The organism is Xanthomonas sp. 3058, assembly GCF_014199765.1.
Classification (GTDB): domain Bacteria; phylum Pseudomonadota; class Gammaproteobacteria; order Xanthomonadales; family Xanthomonadaceae; genus Xanthomonas; species Xanthomonas campestris_B.
This window is the reverse complement of record NZ_JACHOF010000008.1, coordinates 82,793-107,073: the sequence shown is the minus strand read 5'-3', so window position 1 is coordinate 107,073 and position 24,281 is coordinate 82,793. Positions and strand designations below refer to the sequence as shown.

Sequence of the window (24,281 nt, the reverse complement as noted above, 5' to 3'; positions counted from 1 at the left end):
TGGAAAGCGCGGTTGCTGCCGTGAACCCTGGCATGGTCGCGCGGGTCAGTCGTCGGCAGCGGCCTTGCCCTCTTCCGCCGGCGACCCTTCCGCGTTGTCATCCGGGTAAGGCGACACGCCACCGTCGGCGATGAAGCGGTCGATACGCGCCTGCAGGACCGGCAACGGCACCGAGCCGGTCTGCAGCACCGCATCGTGGAAGTTGCGCAGATCGAACTTCTCGCCCAGGGCGGTTTCGGCCTTGTGCCGCAGCTCCAGGATCTTCAGCTCGCCCAGGTAATACGACAACGCCTGCCCTGGCCAGGCGATGTAGCGGTCCACCTCGGTGGTGACTTCGTGTTCGCTCAGGGCAGTGTTGTCGCGCAGATAGGCCTGTGCCTGCTCGCGCGTCCAGCCCTTGTGGTGGATGCCTGTGTCGATCACCAGCCGGCAGGCGCGCCACATCTGGTAGGTGAGATAGCCGAAGCGGTCGTAGGGCGTGTCGTACATGCCCATTTCCTGGCCCAGATACTCCGAATACACGGCCCAGCCTTCGCCGTAGGCAGAAATGAACGTATAGCGGCGGAACTCCGGCAACCCCTGCGCTTCCGCTGCCAGCGGCATCTGCAACGCGTGGCCGGGCGATGACTCGTGCAACGTCAAAGCGGTCAGGTTGTACAACGGCCGCGACGGCAGGTTGTAAGTATTGACCAGATAGATGCCGGGGCCGCCACGGCCGCCGGTATAGAACGGCGCCAACTCCGGCGGCACCGGCTCGATGGCGAAGCGACGGCGCGGCAGCCGGCCGATGTAGTTGCCCACCTTCGCATCCACGCGCTTGGCGATCCATGCGGCCTGCTTGAGCAATTCTTCCGGCGTCTTGGCATAGAACTGCGGGTCGGTGCGCAGGAAGTGCAGGAACGCCGGAAACACCGCCTGCACGGCCGGTGGCTTGAAGCCGCTGGCGGCGATGGTCTGATCCATCTGCTTGCGCAGCTTGGCCACTTCCTGCAAGCCGATCTGGTGAATCTGATCGGGGCTCAACTCCAGCGTGGTGAATTCGCGGATCTGCGCGCGGTAATACGCCTGCCCATCGGGCAAGGCTTCACCGGCCAGCGTGGTACGCGCGCGGGGCTGGTACTCGTTGCGGATGAAGTCCAGCAGTTTGGCGTAAGCCGGCAGCACCTGCGCATCGATGGTCTCGACTGCCTGCTGACGCAACTGCGCCTGCACATCGGCAGGCAAGGTCGCCGGCATCTGCTTGAACGGTGCGTAGAACGGATTGGCCTTGCCCCTGGCCTGCACGACATCGGCGATGGATTGGTCGCGTCCGGTGAGCGTGACCCTGGGCTGGCTGAAACCGCGCGCCAGCCCGGCACGCATGTTGTCGGTGTGCTCGGCGAAATACCGCGGGATATCGGCCAGCATCTTCAGATAGCGCTGGTAGTCCTCGCGCGTGCGCAGCGTGGCCTGCGCACTGAACCCCAGGTCACTCCAGAACGCAGAGTCGCTGTTGAACGGCATTTCCCAGGCGCGGAAACGTTGCTGATCCAGCAGCACCGTCAACTGCTGCCGATACACCTGGTAGTTGACCTGATCCTCGGCCGACAATTGCGTCGCAGGAATCGCATCCAGTTCCTTCAATGCCTGCTGCCAGTACGCGGTGCGCAGGTTTTGCGTCGCCACATCGACCTTGGGCAGGTGGTCGGCCTGTCGCTCCTGCGTGGCCTGGTTGTCTTCGTCCACTGCGCCGGACACCTGCGCCTGCCGCCAGCGCCATTCGCGCGTGTACAGCGCCTTGAAACGTGCCGCTGCAGTGTTCTGCATGGCAGGCGTGGATGCGGGTGCGGCGGCCTGCGCCTGCGGCGCCATGCCGCCCAGGCCGGCTCCAATCAACAGGCCCAATGCGCTGGTGCGCAAGATCGTGGCGGTCTTCATCGGCGAATCTCCTGGGTAGCTTTGGACTGAGCAATCCACTGACGCACACGCTGTTGCAGCATCGACAACGGCATCGCGCCGCCGCCAAGCACTGCATCGTGGAAGCCGCGCACATCGAAGCGATCGCCAAGTTCCTTTTCGGCCTCGGCGCGTAGCGCCAGGATCTGCAACTGACCAAGTTTGTAACCCAACGCCTGGCCCGGCCACACGATGTAGCGATCGGTTTCGGACTGGATGCTGGGTTCGTCGTCGGAGGGATGGGCGTGGAAGAAATCCACCATCTGCTGGCGGCTCCAGTGCTTGTAGTGCACACCGGTGTCGAGCACCAGGCGATTGGCGCGCAACAACTCGCCGGACAGGCGTCCGTAATCGTTGTACGGATCCTTGAAGAAACCGATCTCCTTGCCCAGGCGCTCGGCGTACAGCGCCCAGCCTTCGATATACGCGTTGTAGCCGGCCTGCTGGCGGAACGGCGGCAACGGCAGCGTCTGCGCAAGCGAGATCTGCAGATGATGGCCCGGCACGCCCTCGTGATACGCGGTGGTTTCGATATTGATCAGTGTGCGGCTGGCGAAGTCGCTGGTGTTGACCTTCACGATCGCCGGCTTGGTGCCTTCCGGATTGCTCTGCCAGTATTCGGCGCCGGGCGCGCTGCGCCGGAAGGCAGGCATCGCCTGGACCTCCAGCGGCGTCTTCGGCAGATGGCCGAACAGCTTGGGGAGCTCAGGCTGCATCGCGGCGATGTACTGCCGATAGTGCTGCAGGATCTGCTCGCTGGAGGTGGCGAAGTGGCGCTTGTCGGTGTCCACCGCCTTGCGGAAGCTGGCCAGATCGGCAAAGCCCTGCGCCTTGGCGATCACGGTCATTTCGCCTTCGATGCGCGCGACTTCCTTCAGGCCGATCTGATGGATCTCCTCCGGCGCCATGTCGGTGGTGGTCTGGGTGTGGATGGCATAGCGATAACGGCGCTCGCCATCTGGCAGCGACCACAGGCCTTCCTGCGCACGCCCTTGCGCGGCATATTCGTCGCGCACGAACGCAGCCAGCTTGCCGTACGCCGGACGTACCTGCTGGTCGATCGCCGCAAGCAGCTGCGAGCGCAGCGCGGCGCGTTGATCGGCCGGCACGGCGGCATCGAGCTTTTTCAGCGGCGAGGCGAACGGGCTTTGTTCGCCGGTCAACGCCGCGATCTTGTCGATCTGCTCGGGCAGGCGCTGCAGCAGATAACGCGGCTGCACCAGGCCCTCCTTCGCACCCTGGCGCGACACTGCGATCACCTGATCGATCACCGTCGGAATCGTCTGCAGGCGCGTGATGTAGTCCTGGTAGTCCTTGGCGTTTTCGAACGGAAATGCATCACCGTAGCCTGCCAAGGTCAACTGGATGCCGCCGATCGGCTCCAGCGGCATCGCATAGGTCTTCAGGTCGATGCCTTCCAGTTTGTCGCGCAACTGGCCGAGCATCATCTGCAGGCTGAGCTGACGTTGCGCGTCCAGCGCCTTGGCGTCCAGCGCCTCAAATTGCTTGAGCAACTCGGCAGTGGCGGTACGTTCGGCCTGCACGGCGTCGAGCGAGTAGTCGCTCCATCGATCGTTGTAACGCTTGTCACCGATGATGCTGGCGAACTCGGGAGTGTGCTGCAGCTGGAACTGCCATTGCTTGTCCAGCAACGCATCGAACGCCTTGGCGGCCTGCTCGCCAGTCACTGCACCCGTGGTGGCTGCGGCTTTCTCCGGCGCGGGCGGTGCCGGCTTGCAGGCGGTGAACAACCCGGCTGCAAGCAGACCGATGGCAACGGGACGCAGGTGGTTCATGCATACACTCCAAGAGGGCCAATGCGCCGGCAACGCGCGATGCAACAACCTTGTCATCGCGCACTCGAGCGCCAAAGGCGCTACCAGCGGCGTTCTTCGTGCGTCAACGCGCCCTGAATTACTGCGTGGGCGCACAAGGCAGTTATGCAAACGGTCGATCGATCGCCAGCGACGGCGGCGTAAACCACTGCGCGCCTGCCTCGGTGACGTAGAAGTGGTCTTCCAGCCGCACACCGAATTGACCCGGCATCACGATCATCGGTTCGTTGCTGGCGCACATCCCTGGCTGCAGCGGCAAGGCGTTGCCGCGCACCAGATACGGGGCTTCGTGGATGGCCAGGCCACAGCCGTGGCCGGTGCGGTGCGGCAGGCCGGGCAGGCGATAGTCCGGGCCAAGCCCGGCCGCTTCCAGCACGTTGCGCGCAGCCTGGTCCACCGCTTCGCACGCCACGCCTGGGCGAACCGCGGCAAACGCCGCCGCCTGCGCGGCCCGTTCCAGGTCCCAGATACGCCGTTGCGTCTCGCTGGGCGCGCCATAGATCCAGGTGCGGGTGATATCGGAATGGTAGCCCTGCACGGTGCAGCCGGTATCGATCAGCACCAGTTCGCCGTCGCGCAGGTGCTGCACGCCGGGGATGCCGTGCGGAAATGCAGTGGCATGACCGAACTGCACGATGCAGAAGGTCGAGCCGTTGTCCGCACCTAGCGCGCGATGCGCCTCGTCGATGAAGCGCACCAGTTGATCGGTGCCGATGCCGTCGTGGGCGATGCCGGCAGCCAGTTGCTGCACCAGCAAGGTCATGTCGCAGGCCTGTTGCATCAGCGCCAATTCGGCCGGCGACTTGCACATGCGGCAGCCATCGATAATGGCGCCGGCGTCGCGGATCGCCGTGCCCAGATGCGCGCGCAGACCGGTATGCACGGCAAAGGCGATGCCTGGATCCAGCGCCAATGCATGCGCGTGGCGTTCGGCCATGGCCTGCGCCACCAGCGCGTACGGGTCGTGGTGTTCTTCCCACAGCCACTTGGAAACGGGAAGTTGCAGGACCGCATCCAGCGAGCCTTCCTCGAAGGCAGGACAGATCAACACCGGGTCGCCCGTCAAGGTCAGCAACAATGCGACCAGACGCTCGCTCGCCCCCCACGGCACCCCGGTGAAGTACCGCAGCGAGGTGCCGGCACCGACCAGCAACGCATCCACGCCCTGCGCACGCATCAGGCTACGCGCGCGTTCGATACGCCGTTGATATTCGTCCGCGGCGATCGGCGCGGCACGCTGTGCCCACGGCGTCAATTGCGCGCGCGCCTGTTCCAGCGACAGCCCGCCGATCTGGTTGCTCATTTGCCCGCTCCGAGATCGGCCGTGCTCCACTGCCCATCGACCAGACGCGCCACGCCGCCGGGATTGCGCTGGCGCAACTCGGCCGGCAGCAGCGCATCGGGCACCGCATCGTAACTATGCAATGCAGCGAAGCGGCGGATCGAACCGGGCATGCCCACGGCGGTGAATCCCGGATGCCCGGTACTCGGGAACGGGCCGCCATGATTCTGCGCCGCGCTCACCGCCACGCCGGTCGGCATCTTGCTGTTGATCAACCGACCGACGCGTGCGCGCAGCACCGGCGCGATGGCCTGCCAGGCGGCATCGTCGCTGCCATCGGCGGCGCGATACAACGTGCCGGTGAGATTGCCTTCGAATGCAGCCGCCACCTGCACCATTTCGGCCACATCGCGTGCGCGTACCAACAGGCTGACCGGGCCGAACGCTTCGGTCTGCAATGCCTGCGGGTTGGCGATGAACGCCTCTGCATCCACGCGCAGCAAGGTCGGCGCATAGCGGTAACCATCCTCTCCCGTATGCCCGCCGGACAACAGGGCCGCACCGGCAGCGCGCAGGCTCGCCACGCTGTGCTGGACACCGGCCACACCGGCGGCCGAGAACAACACCAGCGGCATCGCCGCATCGAAGTGTTCGGTGGTGGCCTGCACGAACGCATCGCCTGCCTCGCCGTGCGGCACCACCACCACACCTGGATTGGTGCAGAACTGGCCACTGCCCAGGGTGCACGATGCAAAGAATTCCTGCGCCAGGGCTGCGCCGCGTTCGGCCAGCGCGCCCGGCAACAGGAACACCGGGTTGACGCTGGACAGTTCGGCATAGAACGCAACGCCGGCCGCGTCGGCAGCGGCCTTCAGCGCCAGGCCACCGGCGCGGCTGCCGGTGAACCCGATGGCGCCCAACCGCGCATCGCCCGCCAGCCGCAGGCCGATCGCGTTGTCGAAGTGATACAGCAACTGCACCGCCGCAGCCGGCAGGCCCGCCGCGACCAATGCCGCGTGCGCCAGCTGCGCCATACGCTGGCTGGTGGCCGGATGCAGCGGATGCGCCTTGGCGATCACCGGGTTGCGCGCGGCGATGGCAGAGGCAAAATCGCTGCCGGCGATCGCATTGAAGGCAAACGGGAAATTGTTCGGCCCGAACACCAGCACCGGCTTACCGAGCGGGGCCAGATGCGCACGCAGATCGGCAGCGCTGTCGATGATGGGCTGGGTCCAGCTGTAGCTGCGCACCGCCTGCGCGGCCTGACGCAACTGGCCAGTGGTGCGTGGCAGTTCATTGCCACGCAAGCGCGTGGGCGCAGGCAAGGCGGTTTCGGCATGTGCCAGCGCCACCAGCGTGTCGGCATCGGCATCCAGCGCATCGGCGTAGGCATCCAGAAATGCCGCGATGCGTTCGACCGGTGCCGCAGCCAGTTCTGCTGCAACCGCCTGCGCTGCCGCAACCGCAGTCTCCACGTCGTCCGCACCGCTGACCGGGAAGTGCGGCCCGATCGCCTCGCCCGTGCCTGGATCGGCGGCGCGGAAGCTGCCGGTCGCGGCGCGGCTGGGTTGCCACTGCCCGGCCAGCAGGATGGGTTGGATGGTTTCGTTCATTGCGGCACCTTGAGTTGCATGGAATCGGCCACTGCGCACATGGTGACGGTAGCCGACCAACACGTCGAGACGGCTGCACTGTGCTGCAGCCGCATCGACAACCATTTCACTACATCCACCAGCGCTTCACGTGCACTCCGCGCACCGCACGCTTGTCGCGGCGCGCGGCAGAGGCCATTGTCAGGACACCTTCGGCGCAGTGGCGATGGCATGGTCGATGACCTTCAGTGCGGCCTCGCGCTCGGCACCGGCGACCACCAGTCGCGGCGCACGCACGCGCTCGCTGCCCATGCCCACCTTTTCCTGCACCAGTTTGATCAGCTGCACGAAGGTGGGCACGGTATCCAGACGCAGCAGCGGCAGGAACCAGTTGTACAACTCCTTGGCCGCCGGGTAGCCGCCATCGCGCGCGAGTTCGAACAGGCGCACCGACTCCTTGGGATAGGCGTTGACCAGACCCGCGATCCAGCCCTTGGCGCCCATGCTCAGACCTTCGACGATGGCATCGTCCATGCCGACCAGCAGCGACAGACGCGCGCCCAGCAGTTCCTGCAGCGCGGCAAAACGGCGCACGTCGCCGGAAGATTCCTTCACTGCCTGCAGATTGGGAAATTCCGCCGCCAGCTCGGCGATCTGCGCCGGACCGAAGTCGGTCTTGTAGGCCACCGGGTTGTTGTACAGGATCACCGGCAGATCGGTGGCGCCGATCACCGCACGCACGTGCGCGCCCATCTCGCGCCAATCGGTGGAGTACACGTAAGGCGGCAACACCATCAGCCCGCCGCAACCGAGCTCCTTGGCCGCCTTGGCCAGCGCCACCGCTTCACCGGTGGCCAGGCTGGCGATACCCGGCACCACCGGCACGCGGCCGTTCAATGCGGTAATCAACGTCTTGAGCACGGCCAGTTTGTCGTCCACGCTCAAGGTGGCCGCCTCGCCCAGCGAACCCAGCGGCACGATCGCGGTGCAGCCGGCGTCCACCAGTTGATTGGCGTGCTTGCCCAGGAAGTCGTGGTCGATCTCGCCGGAGGCGGTGAACGGGGTGGTGATGGCCGGCAACACGCCGTGCCAGAACGCAGCAATACTCATGGATGATTCCCTTGCGAGTCGGAAGTGAACGAGTCGGCCAGCGCCGCGAGGCGGACCGGGAACAACGGCGGCCGGCGGCCGGCGTCGGTGGAAAGCTCGGGCGGACAACGCCCCAGTTCGGTCAGCGCGGTGCCGCAGATGCGGCCCTGGCAGGCGCCCATGCCGCAGCGCGAGGCCAGCTTGGCCTCGCGTGCATCGTTGAAGTTGTCCAACGCAGCCAGCGACACGTCTTCGCAGCGGCACACCAGCGTGTCGGGCTGTGCCAGCCTGCGGATCCGTGGATCCAGTGCGAACTGCTGTTGCAAGAGGTGCGCGAACGCACGCGCGGCTTTTCGCCGGGGCTGCAGGCGCAATGCGGCGTCCGGGGCATCGGCCGCCATATGTCCGGCCATCGCGCCTTCGATCAACGCGCAATCGCGCCCGCCGATACCGCAGGCTTCGCCGGCCGCGAAGACCTGGGTCACGCTGGTGCGCAGCAGCGCATCCACCTGCACCTGTTGATGCGCGCCGCACGCGTCCAGCTGGCACCCCAGCAATTGCGCCAGTTCGGTATTGGGCACCAGGCCATAGCCCACCGCCAGTTGATCGCAGGCGATACGCGTGCGGCCCGCGCGCCCTTCGATCTCGACCTCGCGCAATTGCGTATCGCCATGTGCGGCAACCACCCAACTGCCGGCGCGATACGCCACCGCGCGTAGCTGCAGCCGCAGCGCCACCGCCTGCGCGGCCTTGCCCGGCCAGCGCCACAACTGCAGCGCGAACTGCTGCAATGCAGTGGCAGAGGCCTGTTCATGGATGCCGAGCACCCGTGCGCCATGCCGTTGCAGCGTGGCCGCACTCGCCAGCAGCAGCGGGCCGCTGCCAGCGACGACCACGCGCTTGCCGGCCAGCGGCCAGCCCTGTTTGGCCAGCGCCTGCGCCGCGCCGGCACCGGTGACACCGGGCAAGGTCCAGCCCGGAAATGGCAGCAGCAATTCACGTGCGCCGGTGGCCAGCACCAAGGCAGCGTAATGCAGTTGCAGCGTGCCGTCCGGGCCATCGGCCAACAGCCAACCCGGCTGCGCCAACAGAATCTGCGTCTGCGTCAACAGCGTGATCGATGCATCGCCCAGCACCTGCTGCAGCAACGCGCGCGCATCGGCTGGCGCGCCATGCCGCACATCACTGCGCCACACCTGCCCGCCGGCACGCGGCTGCATGTCCACCACGCCCACCCGCATGCCATGACTGGCCGCCGCCTGCGCCGCCGCCAGGCCGGCCGGACCGGCGCCGATCACCAGCACATCGAAATGCTGCACGCGCTCAGCCATCGGTGCGCACCTGCATGCCGTCGCGCGCATCCACCATGCACGCGCGTTGCTGGCCAATGCCGTCGATGCGCACCCGGCATTCGAAACACACCCCCATGCCGCACAACGGCGCACGTGGCTGGCCGCTGCACGATTGTCGAAAGTGCAGCGTTGCCAGCGCCACTGCGGCCGCGACGCTGGCACCGGCCGGCACGTCGACCGGCTGCGCATCCACGTACAGGCGCACGGTCGCGCTCATGCCGCCGCGCCGTGCACGGCGCGCGCCGGCGCGTACGGCGCCGGGTCGATCGCCGGGGTGCGTCCGAGCAGGCTGTCCACGATCACCCGTGCGCTCCCCAGCGCCGTGGTGACACCCAGGCCCTCGTGACCGGCGGCCACCCACACATCGCGCCGGCCGGGCACTGCCCCCAGATACGGGCGCCCGTCCGGCGTGGCCGGACGCAGACCGGTCCACACCCGGATCGCCTGCAACTCGCGCAATATCGGCAGATACGCGAATGCGCGCTGCAGCATCTGCTGCAACACCGGCATCGACAGCGCGCGATCGTCCTCGCCGAACTGGCGCGAGGAGCCGATCAGGATCTGCCCGGTCGGTCGCGGCTGCACATTGAACGCCACGCTGGTGTCGTCGGCGCCATGCGCCGAATCGGCGTAGCCCAACTCCAGCAACTGATGCCGGATCACCCCCGGATGGCGATCGGTGATGACCAGATGGCCCTTGCGCGGACGCACCGCCAGCTCCGGCAGCAACTGCGGCAAGGCCACGCCGCTGGCCACCAGCACCGGCCCGGCCAGCACCTGTCCATCATCCAGACGCACCCCATGCGCCTGCAGCTGCTCCACCTTGCGGCCGGCAAACAGCTGCGCGCCGGCCCTGCAGGCCAGGCTCACCAGATGCCGCGCCACCCGTGGCGGATACACCACGGCTTCATCGGGTACGCGCATGCCGCCGGCCAGACCCGGCACCAGCTGCGGCTCCAGTGCGTACAACTGCGTCGCATCGACGGCCTCGGCATGCAGATCGGCCGCAGCCAGCCGGGCGATCTTGGCCGGCACCGCCGCCAGTTCGCGCGCATCGCGGGCCACCCACAGCGTGCCGCAGCGGCTGAATTCGGCCTCGTTCAAGTGCGCAAACCGTTCCCACAACCGCAGCGAGTAGGCCGACAACGCCAGCTCGGCCGGGTCGTCGTCCATCGCCACCAGGTGCCCCATCGCCGCAGCGGTGGAACCGCCGCCGATCGACCCCGGCTCGACGATCGCCACGCGCAGGCCTTCGCCAGCCGCTGCCTCGGCACAGGCTGCGCCGACAATGCCTGCGCCCACCACAATCAGGTCGTAGCTGCGGCGTGTGGACACAGCGGCCGGCACGGCATCGGCGGCCGGCATGCCGCCAACGCCCTCCGATGCTGGCCGCAGCGTGTCCATCAGGCAACGATGCCCCACGCGAACGGGTCGGCCGGGTCGATCACCAACTGCGAGCGCGCCGTGACATGGGCATGCCCGCTGATGCGCGGTGCAATGCCGCGCCCGCTCAGGCGATAGCTGCCCTCGAACGCACTGCCCAGAATGCCCTGCTGCACCCAGCGCTCGCCCTCGCCCAGCTTGCCGTCGGCGGCCAGACAGGCCAGCTTGGCGCTGGTGCCGGTGCCGCAGGGCGAGCGGTCATAGGCCAGCCCTGGGCACAGTACGAAGTTGCGCGCCACGCCGCTGCCGTCGGGCGCGGCGCCGTTGACTTCGATATGGTCGATCTCGCCACCGGCCTCGCCGGTGATGCCGGCCGCGTCCAGCGCCAGCCGGACCGCCTCGGTGTACGCGGTCAACTCGCGCTGATGCGCCAGATCGAGCACGCACGGCGCCTGTTCGGTGATGAAGAACCAGTTGCCGCCCCAGGCCACGTCGCCGCGCACCCGGCCGTGTCCGGGCACGTCCACCTCCACACCCGCCGCAAAGCGGTAGCTCTCGACATTGTCCACCGACACCGTGCCGTCGGCGGCCAGTTCCACGCCTACCGTGCCGACCGGGGTCTCGATGCGGTGCTGGCCAGGGCCGATGCGCCCCAGCTCGGCCAGGGTGCGGACCACCCCGATGGTGCCGTGCCCGCACATGCCCAGATAGCCGACGTTATTGAAGAAGATCACCCCGGTGCAGGCAGCAGGGTCGCGCGCCGGCAGCAACAAGGCGCCGACCATGGTGTCCGAGCCGCGCGGCTCGCAGGCGATCGCGCTGCGCCACTGGTCGAAATCGCCGCGGAAACGCTCGCGGCACTGCGCCAGATCGCCGTCGCCCAGATCGGGGAAACCGGAGAGGACCACGCGGGTGGGTTCGCCGGCCGTATGGGAGTCGATGACGTCGATGGTGTGCATGACGCATGCTCCCATTGCCGACCCGCGGGCGACTAGCGTCCAATGCGAAGTGCAAATGCGGAAATCCGCACAATCGACAACCTGATTCACAGCCTCGCGTTTGCGCTAGGATCATCGCTGGGCCGCACCTTCGTGCAGCCGTCAAATCGTGACCGCCACCATGACGCCGATGGACCTCAACCTTCCCGCGCTGGAAATGCAGACGCTGTTCGATGCACTGCCGGACGTGGTGTTCTTCATCAAGGACAGCGAGGGCCGCTACAGCCATTGCAACCTGACCCTGGTGCGCCGGCTCGGGCGCAAGCTGCGCAGCGAAATCATCGGCCGCTCGCCGCTGGAAGTGTTCCCGCTGCCGCTGGGCGGCAGCTACATGATGCAGGACCGCCGCGTGCTGTGCGGCGAGCTCATCGACAACCAGCTCGAAGTGCATCTGTATCCCAACCGCCTGCCCGGCTGGTGCCTGACGTTCAAGCGCCCGCTGTGCGAGGCAAACGAGGTGATCGGCGTGGTCGGTATTTCGCGCGACCTGGGCCAGCCCGACAGCCGCCACTCGGCATACGAGCGCCTGAGCCAGGTGATGGAGCACATGCAGGCCAATTTCGGCGACAACCTGCGCGTACAGAGTCTGGCCGATCTGGCCGGGCTGTCGGTGGCGCAGCTGGAGCGGCACTTCCGCCGCGTGTTTCAGGTCACCCCGCAGCAACTGCTGACCAAGCTGCGCATCGAATCGGCGATGCGGCTGCTGTACGGCGACGACAGCATCGCCAGCATCGGGCAACGCTGCGGCTTCGCCGACCAGAGCGCCTTCGCGCGTCAGTTCAAGGCCACGGTCGGCATGACCCCGCGCGATTACCGCGCGCTCAAGGGCCAGTTGTAGGCCCGACAGCGCGCGTTGCCACATGCCTGGCACAAATGCCGAATTCGGCAGGATATACGGCAAGCCGGCATCGCAATTTACCGCGCATTCCTGACGCCGATGCAGCACGCGGCGCGATGCCGCGCAGAGGACGCCACTGAAGGACGCGTCAAGGCGGCACGGGACCCGGATGGTAGAATGTCGGGTTTCCCCTACTGCGTTGCCAATGGCCAGCTTTTTCCGCCGTAACAAGCCAACCACGCCCGACAGCGCGCGTACCTCGCGCTACAGCCTGGAAGAACTGGCAGCCGCCTTCCCGACTGCGCCATCCACCGCCACGCCGGTGTCGCCGGTCGAGGCGATGCCGACTGCGGATCCCGACACGGCATCGACCACAGCGCCGGCCGCGCCTGCGTCCCTCGCACCCGCAGCGCCCGCGACGACGACGACGACACCGCCGCCGCTCGCGGCGCCGGCCGAACAGCTTGCGCAGGACATCGCCGCGCGCACTGGCCAGGCGCAAAGCATCGCCGCGGTGCCGACTGCCCCCGCGCCGCGGGCAACGCCCGCGCCGTCGGCATTGCAGGCGCTGCCCGATCCAACCCCGGCTTCCATCCCCAGCGCTCCACCGCAGGTGGTGGTGCCGTCGATTGTCGCGCAGCCGCAACGCGCGCCCGCACCGCCACCGAGCACGCCGGCGACGCCCTCACACGGCTCGGCTCCGGCGGCTGCGCCAGCCGCCCCGTCCCCTGCACCGCCTGCCACACCGCCTGTCGTTGCGCCGGCTGCCGCGACACCTGCGCATCCCGTGTTGCCGCCCGTCGCTGCGCCCGTCGTCGCCCCCGCCGTTATCAGCACCCCGTCGCCGGCCACGTCCGACACCGACAGCATCGACGGCCGGGGCGACGCGCTACCGGCCGCCCCGGCCGGAAAACCGGGCTGGCGCGACCGCCTGCGCAACAGCACGTTCGCGCGCAGCTTCGGCGGTCTGTTCTCGCGCAATCCCAAGCTCGACGACGATCTGCTCGACGAGATCGAAACCGCGCTGATCACCGCCGACGTCGGCATCGGCGCGACCACCGCCTTGGTCGAAGGGCTGCGCAAGCGCATGAAGTCGCGCGAATTCGTCGATGCGCAGGCGATGTTCAAGGCCTTGCGCGCCGATCTCATCGCGCTGCTGCAGCCGGTGTCCAAGCCGCTGGTCATCGACCGCTCGGCCAAGCCATTCGTAGTACTCACCGTCGGCGTCAACGGCGTCGGCAAGACCACTACCATCGGCAAGCTGGCCAAGCGATTCAAGGACGATGGCAATAGCCTGATGCTGGCCGCCGGCGACACCTTTCGCGCCGCTGCGGTGGCGCAATTGCAGGCCTGGGGTGATCGCAACGGCGTGGCCGTGATCGCGCAGGGACAGAACGCCGATGCCGCCTCGGTGGCATTCGACGCATTGCAGGCCGCCAAAGCGCGCGGCACCGAGGTGTTGATCGCCGACACCGCCGGCCGCCTGCACACCCAGACCGGCCTGATGAACGAGCTGGGCAAGATCCGCCGCGTGCTCGGCAAGATCGACCCCGCCGCACCACACGAGGTGCTGATGGTCATCGACGGCACCACCGGCCAGAACGCCATCTCGCAGCTGCGCCAGTTCCATGCCGCGGTTGGCGTCACCGGCCTGGTGGTGACCAAGCTCGATGGCACCGCCAAGGGCGGCGTGGTGTTCGCGCTGGCGCGCGAGTTCAATATTCCGATCCGTTTTGCCGGCATCGGCGAACGCCCGGAAGACCTCCGCGTGTTCGACCCGGTCGCCTTCGTCGATGCCTTGCTGCCGGAAGCATTGGGCAGCTGAATGGAAGACGCCTGCCCGCATCTGCAGCCACTGTACGCAAGCGCGTTGCAGGCCGGCTGCGCGGTGCAGCAGGTGTCGCACGGCTGGTCGCGTGCCAAACGCGTGCTGGAGTTCGCGCGCCCCATGCCCGCCGCGCTGCGTGCAACACAGTGCAGCGATGCTGCGGTGTCTTACTACCACGCACCTCAGGCGCCGCATTGGCCTGGCGATGAAGGATTCTTCTGCCAGCAGTGCCTGGTCTGCATTGCGTTTCCATTGCGCTGAGATCGCCACCGCAACACCGCGCTTGTGCCCAGCACCGCCCTCCTTCACCGCCAGCAGACCTCATGCCCGCAGATCTCGCCGCTTCATCCGCTGACGCCTTCGTCGCCCCGTTGCTGCACTGGTTCGACGGCCACGGGCGTCACGACCTGCCCTGGCAACATCCGCGCGCGCCATACCGGGTCTGGCTGTCGGAAATCATGCTGCAGCAGACCCAGGTCGCGGTGGTCATTCCGTACTTCCAGAAGTTCGTCGCCAGCTTCCCGACCCTGGCCGATCTGGCTGCGGCCGACAACGACACGGTGATGGCGCATTGGGCGGGGCTGGGCTACTACGCACGCGCACGCAATCTGCATGCCGCTGCCAGGCAGTGCGTCGCCCTGCACGGTGGCGAGCTGCCGCGCGATTTCGATGCGCTGCTGGCGCTGCCCGGCATCGGCCGCAGCACCGCTGGCGCCATCCTCAGCCAGGCCTGGAACGACCGCTTCGCGATCATGGACGGCAACGTCAAACGCGTGCTGACGCGCTTCCATGGCATTGCAGGTTATCCCGGCCTGCCGCTGATCGAAAAACAGTTGTGGCAACTGGCGACGACGCATGTCGCGCAGGTTCCAGCCGGCCGCCTGGCCGACTACACCCAGGCGCAGATGGATTTCGGCGCCACGCTGTGCACACGTGCAAAACCGGCCTGCGTGCTATGCCCGCTGCAGGACGATTGCGTGGCGCGCCGCGATGGGCTGGTCGAGGCACTGCCCACGCCCAAGCCCGGCAAGCAATTACCCGAGCGCGAAGCCACCGCCTTGCTGCTGGAAAACGCCGACAGGCAGATCCTGCTGCAGCGCCGCCCGCCGAGCGGCATCTGGGCCTCGCTGTGGACGCTACCGCAGGCCGAGACCGATAGCGGCATGCGCGCATGGTTCGCTGCGCATGTGGATGGCAACTACGAACGCGCCGACGAAATGCCACTGATCGTGCATACCTTCAGCCATTACCGCCTGCATCTGCAGCCGTTGCGCATCCGCCAGGTCGCGCTGCGCCCGGCGGTACGCGACAATGACGATCTGCGCTGGGTCGCCCGCGCCGATCTCGCATCGCTGGGCCTGCCGGCGCCGATCCGCAAACTGCTAGACGCCCTCTAGAGCGCCGGCCCTATCAGGCGCACTCTTCAAAGGAATTCGCATGTCCCGCACCGTGTTCTGTCAGTACCAGCAATGCGACACCGAAGGCCTGGATTTTGTGCCCTATCCCGGCGAGCTTGGCCAGCGCGTGTTCGCGCAGATCGGCAAGTCCGCATGGCAGGCATGGTTGGCGCACCAGACCATGCTGATCAACGAAAACCGGCTCTCTCCGCGCGACCCCAAGCACCGCGCATTCCTCGAAGCCGAGCTGCAGAAGTTCCTGTTCGAGCGCAACGCCGACAAGCCGGATGGCTATGTCTCGCCGATGAGCGAAGAGTAAGAGCGGCTAACAAGACGACTTCGCGTCAGCCTACTGCAGGCCGGCTGATCTGCGGCCTGGCTGCAGGGCCCTTGCCCATCCAGCGTCGCGGGACCTTACGCGGCATGGATGCCGCGTAAGCGCTGACAAGGACGTACTTGCAGCGTATCCCGCGACGCTGGGCGGGCAAGGACCAGTCGAGATGGTCGGCATGCATGGTTTTGAACAAAGCAACCAGCGGAGTCTCTGCTGCGGTGTCCTCGCCGCTTGCGGGACCGTGTGGCGGCATGGATGCCGCCACCGAGCCTCCAGGGATGGATTCACGGCGTGTCCCGCGAGCGGTGAGGGCACCGCGCATTCGACCCACTCGGTGTTTGATCTGGACTTCTGACTGCATCCCCAAGATACGGCCGACAAAACCACTGCACTCACTGACAGGCGCTCGCTAGGTTTTGTTAGCTGCTCTAAGTACGCCAAGATTCAGAGCACCCGGCAGACGACTGCGCTCACTCGTCGGGCCAACGCGGCCAACGCCCGGGATTGACGGGCATCACGTGCGCCTTGCGGATCCTGCGCGCCGTCCATGTCCACCCGAGAACTGCTCGCAAGGGCTAGCTTCGGCTCGCTGGCCGCTCCTTAGGCGCGACAAGCGGAGCGCAGCGCATACCGGCGACGCAGCCGCCGCACGATCGCATTGACCAGCGGCGCGCGATATCCGGGCATTGCACATTGCACTGCCCGGATGCATGCATCCTCAGCCGACTCCGGTCGGCCCGTCCAGCAACATGCGGACCCGCTTGAGCAACTCCTTCTGGGTATACGGCTTGTTGACCACGCCGAATTCCGCACCGCCCACATCGGTGCGCTGAATGCTGGCATCGGCGTAACCGGTGGTGAGCAGGATCTTGATCCTGGGCAGCATGCGGCGTGCTTCCCGCGCCAGCACCACGCCATTCATGCCGCCGGGCATGATCAGATCGGTAAACAACGCATCCACTTCCGGATGCTGCTCCAGCACCTCGATCGCCTCGCGTCCGCTGGATGCGGTCAGGATGCGATAACCGGCACCTTCCAGAAACATCTGCGCCACCACCGACACATCCTGCTTGTCTTCCACGATCAGAATGGTTTCGTTGCCGCCCTTGTCGATCGCACGACTCTTGACGGCCTGCAGATCGTTGGCAAATTCGCTGGATGCGGGGAAATACAACCGCACCGTGGTACCTTCGCCCACTTCGCTGTAGATGCGCACGGTGCCGCCAGACTGCTTGACGAAGCCGTACACCATCGACAGCCCAAGTCCGGTGCCCTGTCCTTCGTCCTTGGTGGTGAAGAACGGCTCCATCACCCGGCTGACGACATCCGGCGGCATGCCGGAACCGGTATCGCTCACCGCCAGGCTCACATAACGGCCTGGCGCCAGCTGGTGGTACATCGCCAGATCGTGGCTGGTGATCTCCACATTCTGCGTCTGCACGGTGACCCGCTTGCGCTCGGCCTGCGCCATCGCATCGCGCGCGTTGATCAATACATTCAACAACGCCACCTCGGCCTGCGTGGTGTCGATCTGACAATTCCACAGCCGCTCTTCCAGCGCCTGATGCATGGTGATGCCGCCACCCAGCACGCGCTCGGCCATGTTGTTCATGCCCGACACCAGGCCATTGAGGTTGACCACGCGCCCGCGCAGCTTCTGCTTGCGCGAAAACGCCAGCAATTGCTGGGTCAACGTCGCCGCCTTGGCCGCCGCGGCTGCCGCGTGCTCGGCACTGAACGCGATGCGCTGGGTATTGTCACCGCCCTTGTTGACCATCATCTGGATCACCTCCAGATGCCCGGACATCACCTGCAACAGGTTGTTGAAATCGTGTGCAATGCCGCCGGTCAGCTGTCCCAACGCTTCCATCTTCTGTGCCTGCCGCAATGCATCCTCAGCGTCACGGCGGCGGCTCACGTCCAGCTGCGAGCCGAAGAAATAGACCAGGTTGCCCTTGTCGTCGAACACCGGCGAGACGAACAACGCATTCCAGAACGACGACCCATCCTTGCGGTAATTCAGCACCTCGGTGGCGAATTCGCGTCGGGTTTGAATCGATTCGCGCACATCGTCGACGCTGGACCGGTCGGTTTCCGGCCCCTGCAAGAATCGACAGTTCTTACCAATGATCTCATCGGCCGCATATCCGGTCATTTCCAGGAATGCGCGGTTGGCGAAGACGATCGGGTTATCCGGCAGATGCGGGTCGGTGACCGTCATCGGCATCCGCGTGGTTTCCACTGCGGCGAAGAAGATATCCGAGCGATGCTTCTCGACAGGAAGACTCCGCGATTGGCTGATGTGAGGCGCCCGTAGCTCTCCGTGACCGGGATCGTTCAAGTGATGTTCTCCGCGGGGCCATTCCCGTGGCCACAGTCTAGTGGTGCGCGGTGAGCTGATTCCTCACATCCGTGAGCCTTTCCCATACGGCTGCAGTCGCCAATGCGATCGGCCATGGAGCAGTGCGTGATCGCTCGACGAGGCCCACCATGCGCGATGCCGCGGGCAGCGCTGGACAACACGCGCCCGGCGTGTTTGCCGTAGCATGCGCGGGCAGCAAGCAGCTCTTGCGCTTCGTCCGGCCGTCCTGGCGCCGTTGCGCGCGTTTTCCAGCCAGCGCGGGTTCTGGCGACCATGCGATGCCATCATGCCGGGCTATCAGACCCAGATTCACACGTTGACCTTCGGGCAACTGACCTATGTCATCCGCGCGCTGGCCGATAAACAGCAATACGCCGACCCCGACGACAGTGCCGCAGACGCAGGCATTTCGTCGGCGCAGTGGAGCCTGTTCGGACAGGTCTGGCCTGCCGGTCAATTCCTGGCCGAAGCGATGGCCACGCATCCGATCGAAGGCAAGCGCATCCTCGAGCTCGGGTGCGGCCTGGGGCTGGCGAGTCTGGTGCTGCGCAGGCGCGGCGCCGATGTGGTCGCAAGCGACCACCATCCGTTGGCGGAAGTCTTCCTGGCCTACAACGCCGCGCTCAACGCACTGGACTCGGTGCCGTATCGGCGGCTGGACTGGGACACCGGTGCGTCGAACATGGGCCAGTTCGACATGATCATCGCCAGCGACGTGCTCTACGAAACACGTCACGCCACCATGCTGGCCAAGTTGATTCCCGCGCTGGCCAGGCCCTCCTGCGAGATCGTCATCAGCGACCCGGGCCGGGGCAATGCCAACGCGCTGTCGCGCATGCTGGCCGATATCGGGTTCTCATTCACTGCCGGCGAACGCCAGGTCGCAGCCAAGGCGCCACGCTTGTTCGTCTATCGGCGCGAGGCGAACAACGACACGCACGCGGGCAGTTAATGGTCTCGGCGTGCGTTGCTGTTTCAGCGCCCGACGATGTGTCGGCACGATCGCCAGGCGCGCGCCTTCGACACAGCTGCCAGCCTTCCCCTTACCGAGGCCGGCTCTCAGGGCCGGTATTCCTTTGGATCCAGGAATTCCGCCAGACAGGAGCCGACACGGAGCGCTTGCTCGCGTGCATCACCGCGATATTCGCCCTGCCCCGCACCTTCGATCGTTGCAATCGGGGAGGCGCGATCGCGGTGATACACAAATGCGGTCGACAGCCACAGCGTCGCGCCAGGAGCCTGACTTTCCATCGTCTCCACGCGGAATTCGCCGCAATACCCGTGAATCAATGTGCGTCGAAGTGTCTTGTGCGTCATGCGCGCAAGTATCGCTGCAGGCGGTTGAAGACCACGTGGAAATACCGCGGGTTTCCAAAGCTGCCGCCGGCATTCAAACCACGGTCCTGCTTGCTGATCGCGCAAGCCGCGCAGCGTTGCCCGATCACGCGCAGAGCGCAGGCGCGCGCAGCGACACCGCATCCGCAACACGGTGCAAAATCGACGCCATCGCATGGCGCTATACAGAGAGGCGGCGGATCCGGCGATAACCGGGAAGCCTTGCCAACGCAGGCCCGGCGGAGGGCGCCCGTATCAATCGGTGCTGCGAGACGCAACCTGTCGCCGTAGCAACTTGCAGTGGACGCAACGCAACTGCCCATTCCTGCAACGGGTGCAAAAACGGATCACATTCAAAACCGGGGGTTAACTCGATCGCAGCACCAAGGGGAAAACACCTGCGCTGCAAGACTTTCAAATGGTGGCCGAGGACGGAATCGAACCGCCGACACGGGGATTTTCAATCCCCTGCTCTACCAACTGAGCTACTCGGCCACTATCGCAACATGCTGCCTGCGTTGCGAGGACGCGCATCATAGCGAGCAGGCGCAGTTTGGGCAAGCGTTGCGACGAACTTTGTTGCGCGCCGACACGGCAGCGGCGGATTCTTGCGCCGGTTCACGCCGCGCGGCGGGCGGCATGGCCTAGCCTGCGCGCGTCCCAAGGAGATTGTCATGTCCCTGCCCCGCCTGCTGTTGTCGTTCGTTGTCCTGCTGCCATTGGCCGCCTTTGCCCAACAGCCGGTGCGTGCGGTGCCGCACCTGGACATCTCCCGCTACGCAGGCCAGTGGCACGAGATCGCGCATTTGCCGGTGTCTTTCCAGAAGAAATGCCGCAGCGACATCACCGCCCGCTACACCTTGCGCGACGATGGCTTGATCGGCGTGCACAACGGCTGCCGCACCACCAAAGGCGCATTGACCCAGGCCGATGGCGTGGCGCGACCGGTCGATGGCCACCCCGGGCAGTTGCAGGTGCGCTTCGCCCCGGATTGGCTGAGCTGGTTGCCGCTGGTATGGGCAGACTATTGGGTGATCGCGCTCGACCCGGATTACCAATGGGCAGTGGTCGGTGAGCCGGATCGCCAGTACCTGTGGATCCTGTCGCGCTCGCCACAGATGCAACGCGCGCAGTTCGAGCAGCTCAAGGCCAAGGCCACCCAGATGGGATACGACCTGTCGCCACTGATCGTGGCCGCGCCGCTGCTGTGACCGCGCGACCTGATTGGCCCGCTGCAGCGGCCCGTCGCGCGCGGCGAGGCAGCGACCGTACTGCGTAGTATTCTGGGCGCCGCCTCATTCCGCCAAGGACTTCCGTACATGCGCCGTGCCTATCGCCTCCTGATCGTATCCCTGGCCTGCGGCCTGCTGCTGAGCGCCTGCGGCGGCGCGGTACGCCGCGTGTCCGAACCGGCTGCCAGCATCCAGCAGCTCACCGTGCGTGCCGACGGCTCGTGGTCGGTCGATCTGCGGCTGCAGAACTACAGCAGCATCCCGATGCAGTTCGAGCGCGTGGCGCTGGAAATGTCTGCAGGCGACCAGCTGGCGGGCAAGCTCGACCAGACCGTGGGCATCTCGATCGGCCCGGAAACCGCCGACGTGGTGACGCTCAGCGTGCAACCCACCTCGCTGGGACGCCTCACCATTGCCGACGTGCTCGCTGGTGGCCGCTCGCTGCCTTACACACTTAAGGGCACGGTGTGGGCGACGCCGCAGGACAAGAAACAGCGCGGCTTCCCTGTCGAGTCGCACAACACGCTCAGCCCGGCCCCCGGCCTCAACGGCGTGCTGCGCTGACGCGCACGCCCTTCCGCACCCGTTTGAAGGACCCCGCATGAGCAGCTACACCGCCCCGCTGACCGATTTCCGTTTTGCCCTGCACGACGTGCTCGGCGCACAAGCCTTGTTCGCGCGGCTTGGCTATCCCGACGCCAGCACCGACATCATCGACGCCGTGCTCGAAGAGGCCGCCCGCTTCACCTCGCAGGTGCTTGCGCCGCTCAACAGCATCGGCGATGAAATCGGCTGCGCGTTCGACAAGAGCACCCACGCGGTGACCACCCCGCCCGGCTTCCGTGCGGCCTACGACCAGTTCGTCGAAGGCGGCTGGAACGGGCTTACCGCCGAGCCACAATTCGGTGGTCAGGGCATGCCGCACACGCTGGGCGTGCCGTTGAGCGAAATGATCAACTCGGCCAACCTGGCCTGGGGCAACTTCCCGCTGCTCTCGCACGGCGCGATGGAAGCGCTGCGTCAGCACGGCGAGGCCTGGCAGCAGGAGGCGTTCCTCAAACCGCTGACCGACGGCCGCTGGACCGGCACCATGTGCCTGACCGAGCCGCATTGCGGCACCGACCTGGGCCTGCTCAAGACCCGCGCCGACCCCAACGCCGACGGCAGCTACGCCATCACCGGCACCAAGATCTTCATCACTGCCGGCGAACACGACCTCACCGACAACATCGTGCATCTGGTGCTGGCCAAATTGCCGGATGCGCCGGCCGGTGCCAAGGGCATCTCGTTGTTCGTCACCCCTAAATTCAAGGTGGGCCGCGACGGCAGCGTGGGCGAGCGCAACGCGCTGCAGTGCGGTTCGATCGAGCACAAGATGGGCATCAAGGGCTCGGTGACCTGCGTGATGAACTTCGATGGTGCGCAAGGCTATCTGGTCGGGCAGCTGCACAAGGGCCTGCAGGCGATGTTTACGATGATGAATACCGCACGCCTGAGCGTGGGCCTGCAGGGCATCGGCCTATCCGAGCGCGCCTATCAAAATGCCCTGCGTTACAGCCGCGAGCGTCTGCAATCGCGCGCGCTGAGCGGCGCCAAGTTCCCCGATAAACCGGCAGACCCGCTCATCGTGCACCCGGACGTGCGCCGCATGCTGCTGACCATCAAGTCGCTGACCGAAGGCAGCCGCCTGCTGGCGTTGCATGCGGCCAGCCTGGTCGATGTGTCGCACCGTGGCGCCACCGAGCAGGAGCGCGCCGATGCCGAGACATTGGTGAGCTTCCTCACCCCGATTTCCAAGGCCTGCCAGACCGAGTGGTCGATCGAGAACACCTACCACGCACTGCAATGCTTCGGCGGCCACGGCTACATCCGCGAATACGGCATGGAGCAGCTGGCCCGCGATGCGCGCATCACCACCATCTACGAAGGCACCACCGGCATCCAGGCGCTGGATCTGATCGGCCGCAAGACCGCCGCCAACCAGGCCGCCGGGTTGAAACTGTTCCTGGCCGAGGTGGAAACCTTTGCCAATGCGCAGCAAGGCAACGCAGCGCTGGCCGAATTCATCAAGCCGCTGCGCGACAAGTGCAGCGAGTGGGCGATGCTGACCCGCGACGTGCTCGATCGCGCCACCCGCAACCCGGACGAACTCGGCGCCGCCAGCTACGACTATCTGTTCTATTCGGGCTATGTGGTGCTGGCGTATTGGTGGGCACGCAGCGTGGCCGCTGCCGAGACCTCCGCGCACGGCGAGGATTTCAAACGCGCCAAGCGCGAAACCGCGCGCTTCTACTTCGCCCGCGTGCTGCCGCGTACGCTGACCCATGCCGCCACCATTCGTAGCGGCGCGACGCCGTTGATGACACTGGAAGCGGAGCTGTTCGGCGACAGCTGAGCCATCTCGTGTTGATGTGTTTGCCGCATGCAGCACGAAGGCTGGCGCGGCAAGCACGTGCGGGGTGGCAGCGCTCATGCACGCGACGATCACCCTGGTGTGGCGCGGCGCGCCCCCCGCAACCCGCCCGAAGCGATCAGTCCAGCTGCGATACACAAACTGTCAATGATCGGGTATAAGCTGTTTTCCCGATGGAGACAGACACGCACGCAGGTGATGTGATCGTCCCGGGAGGCAGCTACGCCCCGGTCGCGGGCACCGCTGTCGCTGCGATCCAGCAACGTCCCGCACTGCGCCTGCTGTCGCTCGATGCGCATGGCCGGGTGCTGGACTGGATCAACTGGCAAGATGCCGCCTGCCTGTATGCCCGCGATGCGGTGTCCTGGACGCTGGGCGAGCCCTGCATGGAGATCCACGGTGGCATTTCGCGGCTGACCGGCGAGCGCAGCACGCTGGCGTTGCATCCCATCATCGCAGCGCGCGGGCATGCCCGTTCGCGTGCGCTGGACCCGACTCCGACCCTCAGCAACACCGCCCTGTTCGCGCGCGACTCGCAGTTGTGCATGTACTGCGGCCAGCACTTCAGCCGCCCGCACCTGACCCGCGACCACGTCATGCCGGTTTCCAAGGGCGGCCGCGACAGCTGGGAAAACGTGGTCACCGCTTGTTTCCAGTGCAATTCGCGCAAGGCCAACCGCACCCCGCAGCAGGCGTCGATGCCGTTGCTGGCGGTGCCATACCGGCCGAGCTGGATCGAGCATCTGATCCTGTCCAACCGCAACATCCTCTCCGACCAGATGGCGTTTCTGCGCGCGCAGCTGCCCAAGCGCTCCAAGCTGTCGTTATCAGCTGGCTGATCCGCCGCTGCCCATCACCGGTGATGGCGGTACGCAGGTCGTCCGTGGCAATGCCTGGCTGACAACACGGCTCTGGCGACGTGCCATGTGTAATGCCAACCGCGCTCTGTGCCAGCGCCCGCATGGATCTCGCGCCTGCGGTTGCGCCCGGGTGCGGCAAATTGCCGCAGCCAACTGCCGGCATCGCACCTGCCCGCATCATCGTGCCTCTATTGACACCGGCGTGTCGTCACCGCC

General features: G+C 66.2%; 21 protein-coding genes and 1 tRNA gene. 10 read left to right on the top strand and 12 right to left on the bottom strand.

Features of this window, described 5'->3' with window-relative positions; genetic code table 11:
* Positions 1 to 45: 45 nt before the first annotated feature.
* The 9 genes from GGR61_RS12395 to GGR61_RS12355 form a co-directional block, all read right to left on the bottom strand.
* Positions 46 to 1,917, bottom strand: coding sequence for a DUF885 family protein (locus GGR61_RS12395; RefSeq protein ID WP_184621660.1), 1,872 nt, complete (start codon positions 1,915 to 1,917; stop codon positions 46 to 48).
* Positions 1,914 to 3,731, bottom strand: a complete 1,818-nt coding sequence (locus GGR61_RS12390) for a DUF885 family protein (RefSeq protein WP_184621659.1) — start codon at positions 3,729 to 3,731, stop codon at positions 1,914 to 1,916. Before GGR61_RS12390 ends, GGR61_RS12395 begins: the two co-directional genes overlap by 4 nt.
* A gap of 142 nt (positions 3,732 to 3,873) precedes the next feature.
* The gene (locus GGR61_RS12385; protein WP_184621658.1) at positions 3,874 to 5,073 is read right to left on the bottom strand and encodes a Xaa-Pro peptidase family protein; all 1,200 of its coding nucleotides are present in this window, start codon (positions 5,071 to 5,073) and stop codon (positions 3,874 to 3,876) included.
* On the bottom strand, positions 5,070 to 6,665 hold the full coding sequence (locus tag GGR61_RS12380) for an aldehyde dehydrogenase family protein (protein WP_184621656.1): 1,596 nt from the start codon (positions 6,663 to 6,665) through the stop codon (positions 5,070 to 5,072). Before GGR61_RS12380 ends, GGR61_RS12385 begins: the two co-directional genes overlap by 4 nt.
* A 180-nt stretch (positions 6,666 to 6,845) precedes the next feature.
* Positions 6,846 to 7,754, bottom strand: coding sequence for a dihydrodipicolinate synthase family protein (locus GGR61_RS12375; RefSeq protein WP_184408377.1), 909 nt, complete (start codon positions 7,752 to 7,754; stop codon positions 6,846 to 6,848).
* Entirely contained in the window at positions 7,751 to 9,064 is a 1,314-nt protein-coding gene (locus tag GGR61_RS12370; RefSeq protein ID WP_184621654.1) for an FAD/NAD(P)-binding oxidoreductase, read from the bottom strand. Before GGR61_RS12370 ends, GGR61_RS12375 begins: the two co-directional genes overlap by 4 nt.
* A complete protein-coding gene (locus GGR61_RS12365) occupies positions 9,057 to 9,302 on the bottom strand; it encodes a 2Fe-2S iron-sulfur cluster-binding protein (protein ID WP_184408375.1) in 246 nt (81 codons plus the stop codon). Before GGR61_RS12365 ends, GGR61_RS12370 begins: the two co-directional genes overlap by 8 nt.
* Positions 9,299 to 10,450 (bottom strand): FAD-dependent oxidoreductase, encoded by a 1,152-nt coding sequence (locus GGR61_RS12360; protein ID WP_184621754.1) that lies wholly within the window; start codon positions 10,448 to 10,450, stop codon positions 9,299 to 9,301. The genes GGR61_RS12365 and GGR61_RS12360 overlap by 4 nt, the downstream gene beginning before the upstream one ends.
* 38 nt (positions 10,451 to 10,488) lie before the next feature.
* A complete protein-coding gene (locus GGR61_RS12355; protein ID WP_184408374.1) occupies positions 10,489 to 11,427 on the bottom strand; it encodes a proline racemase family protein in 939 nt (312 codons plus the stop codon).
* A 160-nt stretch (positions 11,428 to 11,587) separates the two neighbouring features.
* Here GGR61_RS12355 and GGR61_RS12350 point away from each other — a divergent pair, with 160 nt between their 5' ends.
* The 5 genes from GGR61_RS12350 (at position 11,588) to GGR61_RS12330 (ending at position 15,848) form a co-directional block, all read left to right on the top strand.
* Complete coding sequence (locus GGR61_RS12350) at positions 11,588 to 12,304, top strand: AraC family transcriptional regulator (protein WP_184408455.1); 717 nt, start codon at positions 11,588 to 11,590, stop codon at positions 12,302 to 12,304.
* A gap of 205 nt (positions 12,305 to 12,509) precedes the next feature.
* Positions 12,510 to 14,129: a signal recognition particle-docking protein FtsY gene (gene ftsY, locus GGR61_RS12345; RefSeq protein ID WP_184621651.1), complete on the top strand. Its 1,620-nt coding sequence runs from the start codon at positions 12,510 to 12,512 to the stop codon at positions 14,127 to 14,129.
* Entirely contained in the window at positions 14,130 to 14,393 is a 264-nt protein-coding gene (locus GGR61_RS12340; RefSeq protein ID WP_104536945.1) for a hypothetical protein, read from the top strand.
* Between the two features lie 62 nt (positions 14,394 to 14,455).
* Positions 14,456 to 15,529 carry an A/G-specific adenine glycosylase gene (gene mutY, locus GGR61_RS12335; protein ID WP_184621650.1) on the top strand — a complete coding sequence of 358 codons (1,074 nt, stop codon included), beginning with the start codon at positions 14,456 to 14,458 and terminating at the stop codon, positions 15,527 to 15,529.
* A gap of 40 nt (positions 15,530 to 15,569) precedes the next feature.
* Positions 15,570 to 15,848 (top strand): oxidative damage protection protein, encoded by a 279-nt coding sequence (locus GGR61_RS12330; protein ID WP_184621649.1) that lies wholly within the window; start codon positions 15,570 to 15,572, stop codon positions 15,846 to 15,848.
* A 733-nt stretch (positions 15,849 to 16,581) separates the two neighbouring features.
* On the opposite strand, the gene GGR61_RS12325 is transcribed toward GGR61_RS12330, so the two are convergent.
* Positions 16,582 to 18,204, bottom strand: a complete 1,623-nt coding sequence (locus GGR61_RS12325; protein WP_184408371.1) for a hybrid sensor histidine kinase/response regulator — start codon at positions 18,202 to 18,204, stop codon at positions 16,582 to 16,584.
* A 307-nt stretch (positions 18,205 to 18,511) separates the two neighbouring features.
* Between GGR61_RS12325 and GGR61_RS12320 the strand changes: the two genes are divergently transcribed.
* Complete coding sequence (locus GGR61_RS12320; RefSeq protein WP_184621648.1) at positions 18,512 to 19,177, top strand: methyltransferase domain-containing protein; 666 nt, start codon at positions 18,512 to 18,514, stop codon at positions 19,175 to 19,177.
* Between the two features lie 107 nt (positions 19,178 to 19,284).
* Here GGR61_RS12320 and GGR61_RS12315 read toward each other — a convergent pair whose 3' ends face one another.
* Together GGR61_RS12315 and GGR61_RS12310 are read right to left on the bottom strand one after the other, a co-directional pair.
* On the bottom strand, positions 19,285 to 19,542 hold the full coding sequence (locus GGR61_RS12315; protein ID WP_184408369.1) for a hypothetical protein: 258 nt from the start codon (positions 19,540 to 19,542) through the stop codon (positions 19,285 to 19,287).
* Between the two features lie 437 nt (positions 19,543 to 19,979).
* A tRNA-Phe gene (locus tag GGR61_RS12310) sits at positions 19,980 to 20,055 on the bottom strand.
* 179 nt (positions 20,056 to 20,234) lie between these two features.
* On the opposite strand from GGR61_RS12310, the gene GGR61_RS12305 reads away from it, so the two are divergent.
* From GGR61_RS12305 to GGR61_RS12290, 4 genes are all read left to right on the top strand, one after another.
* A complete protein-coding gene (locus GGR61_RS12305; RefSeq protein WP_184408368.1) occupies positions 20,235 to 20,771 on the top strand; it encodes a lipocalin family protein in 537 nt (178 codons plus the stop codon).
* A 108-nt stretch (positions 20,772 to 20,879) separates the two neighbouring features.
* Positions 20,880 to 21,356 carry an LEA type 2 family protein gene (locus GGR61_RS12300; protein ID WP_184621647.1) on the top strand — a complete coding sequence of 159 codons (477 nt, stop codon included), beginning with the start codon at positions 20,880 to 20,882 and terminating at the stop codon, positions 21,354 to 21,356.
* Between the two features lie 37 nt (positions 21,357 to 21,393).
* Positions 21,394 to 23,187, top strand: a complete 1,794-nt coding sequence (locus GGR61_RS12295; RefSeq protein WP_184621646.1) for an acyl-CoA dehydrogenase C-terminal domain-containing protein — start codon at positions 21,394 to 21,396, stop codon at positions 23,185 to 23,187.
* A gap of 191 nt (positions 23,188 to 23,378) precedes the next feature.
* Positions 23,379 to 24,044, top strand: a complete 666-nt coding sequence (locus GGR61_RS12290) for an HNH endonuclease (RefSeq protein ID WP_184408365.1) — start codon at positions 23,379 to 23,381, stop codon at positions 24,042 to 24,044.
* The last annotated feature ends 237 nt before the right edge of the window (positions 24,045 to 24,281 follow it).

Coding starts and splice junctions, on each gene's coding strand:
- GGR61_RS12395 (WP_184621660.1), bottom strand. CDS start 1,917: ATGAAGACCGCCACGATCTTGCGCACCAGCGCATTGGGCCTGTTGATT.
- GGR61_RS12390 (WP_184621659.1), bottom strand. CDS start 3,731: ATGAACCACCTGCGTCCCGTTGCCATCGGTCTGCTTGCAGCCGGGTTG.
- GGR61_RS12385 (WP_184621658.1), bottom strand. CDS start 5,073: ATGAGCAACCAGATCGGCGGGCTGTCGCTGGAACAGGCGCGCGCGCAA.
- GGR61_RS12380 (WP_184621656.1), bottom strand. CDS start 6,665: ATGAACGAAACCATCCAACCCATCCTGCTGGCCGGGCAGTGGCAACCC.
- GGR61_RS12375 (WP_184408377.1), bottom strand. CDS start 7,754: ATGAGTATTGCTGCGTTCTGGCACGGCGTGTTGCCGGCCATCACCACC.
- GGR61_RS12370 (WP_184621654.1), bottom strand. CDS start 9,064: ATGGCTGAGCGCGTGCAGCATTTCGATGTGCTGGTGATCGGCGCCGGT.
- GGR61_RS12365 (WP_184408375.1), bottom strand. CDS start 9,302: ATGAGCGCGACCGTGCGCCTGTACGTGGATGCGCAGCCGGTCGACGTG.
- GGR61_RS12360 (WP_184621754.1), bottom strand. CDS start 10,450: ATGCCGGCCGCCGATGCCGTGCCGGCCGCTGTGTCCACACGCCGCAGC.
- GGR61_RS12355 (WP_184408374.1), bottom strand. CDS start 11,427: ATGCACACCATCGACGTCATCGACTCCCATACGGCCGGCGAACCCACC.
- GGR61_RS12350 (WP_184408455.1), top strand. CDS start 11,588: ATGACGCCGATGGACCTCAACCTTCCCGCGCTGGAAATGCAGACGCTG.
- ftsY (WP_184621651.1), top strand. CDS start 12,510: ATGGCCAGCTTTTTCCGCCGTAACAAGCCAACCACGCCCGACAGCGCG.
- GGR61_RS12340 (WP_104536945.1), top strand. CDS start 14,130: ATGGAAGACGCCTGCCCGCATCTGCAGCCACTGTACGCAAGCGCGTTG.
- mutY (WP_184621650.1), top strand. CDS start 14,456: ATGCCCGCAGATCTCGCCGCTTCATCCGCTGACGCCTTCGTCGCCCCG.
- GGR61_RS12330 (WP_184621649.1), top strand. CDS start 15,570: ATGTCCCGCACCGTGTTCTGTCAGTACCAGCAATGCGACACCGAAGGC.
- GGR61_RS12320 (WP_184621648.1), top strand. CDS start 18,512: ATGCCGGGCTATCAGACCCAGATTCACACGTTGACCTTCGGGCAACTG.
- GGR61_RS12315 (WP_184408369.1), bottom strand. CDS start 19,542: ATGACGCACAAGACACTTCGACGCACATTGATTCACGGGTATTGCGGC.
- GGR61_RS12305 (WP_184408368.1), top strand. CDS start 20,235: ATGTCCCTGCCCCGCCTGCTGTTGTCGTTCGTTGTCCTGCTGCCATTG.
- GGR61_RS12300 (WP_184621647.1), top strand. CDS start 20,880: ATGCGCCGTGCCTATCGCCTCCTGATCGTATCCCTGGCCTGCGGCCTG.
- GGR61_RS12295 (WP_184621646.1), top strand. CDS start 21,394: ATGAGCAGCTACACCGCCCCGCTGACCGATTTCCGTTTTGCCCTGCAC.
- GGR61_RS12290 (WP_184408365.1), top strand. CDS start 23,379: ATGGAGACAGACACGCACGCAGGTGATGTGATCGTCCCGGGAGGCAGC.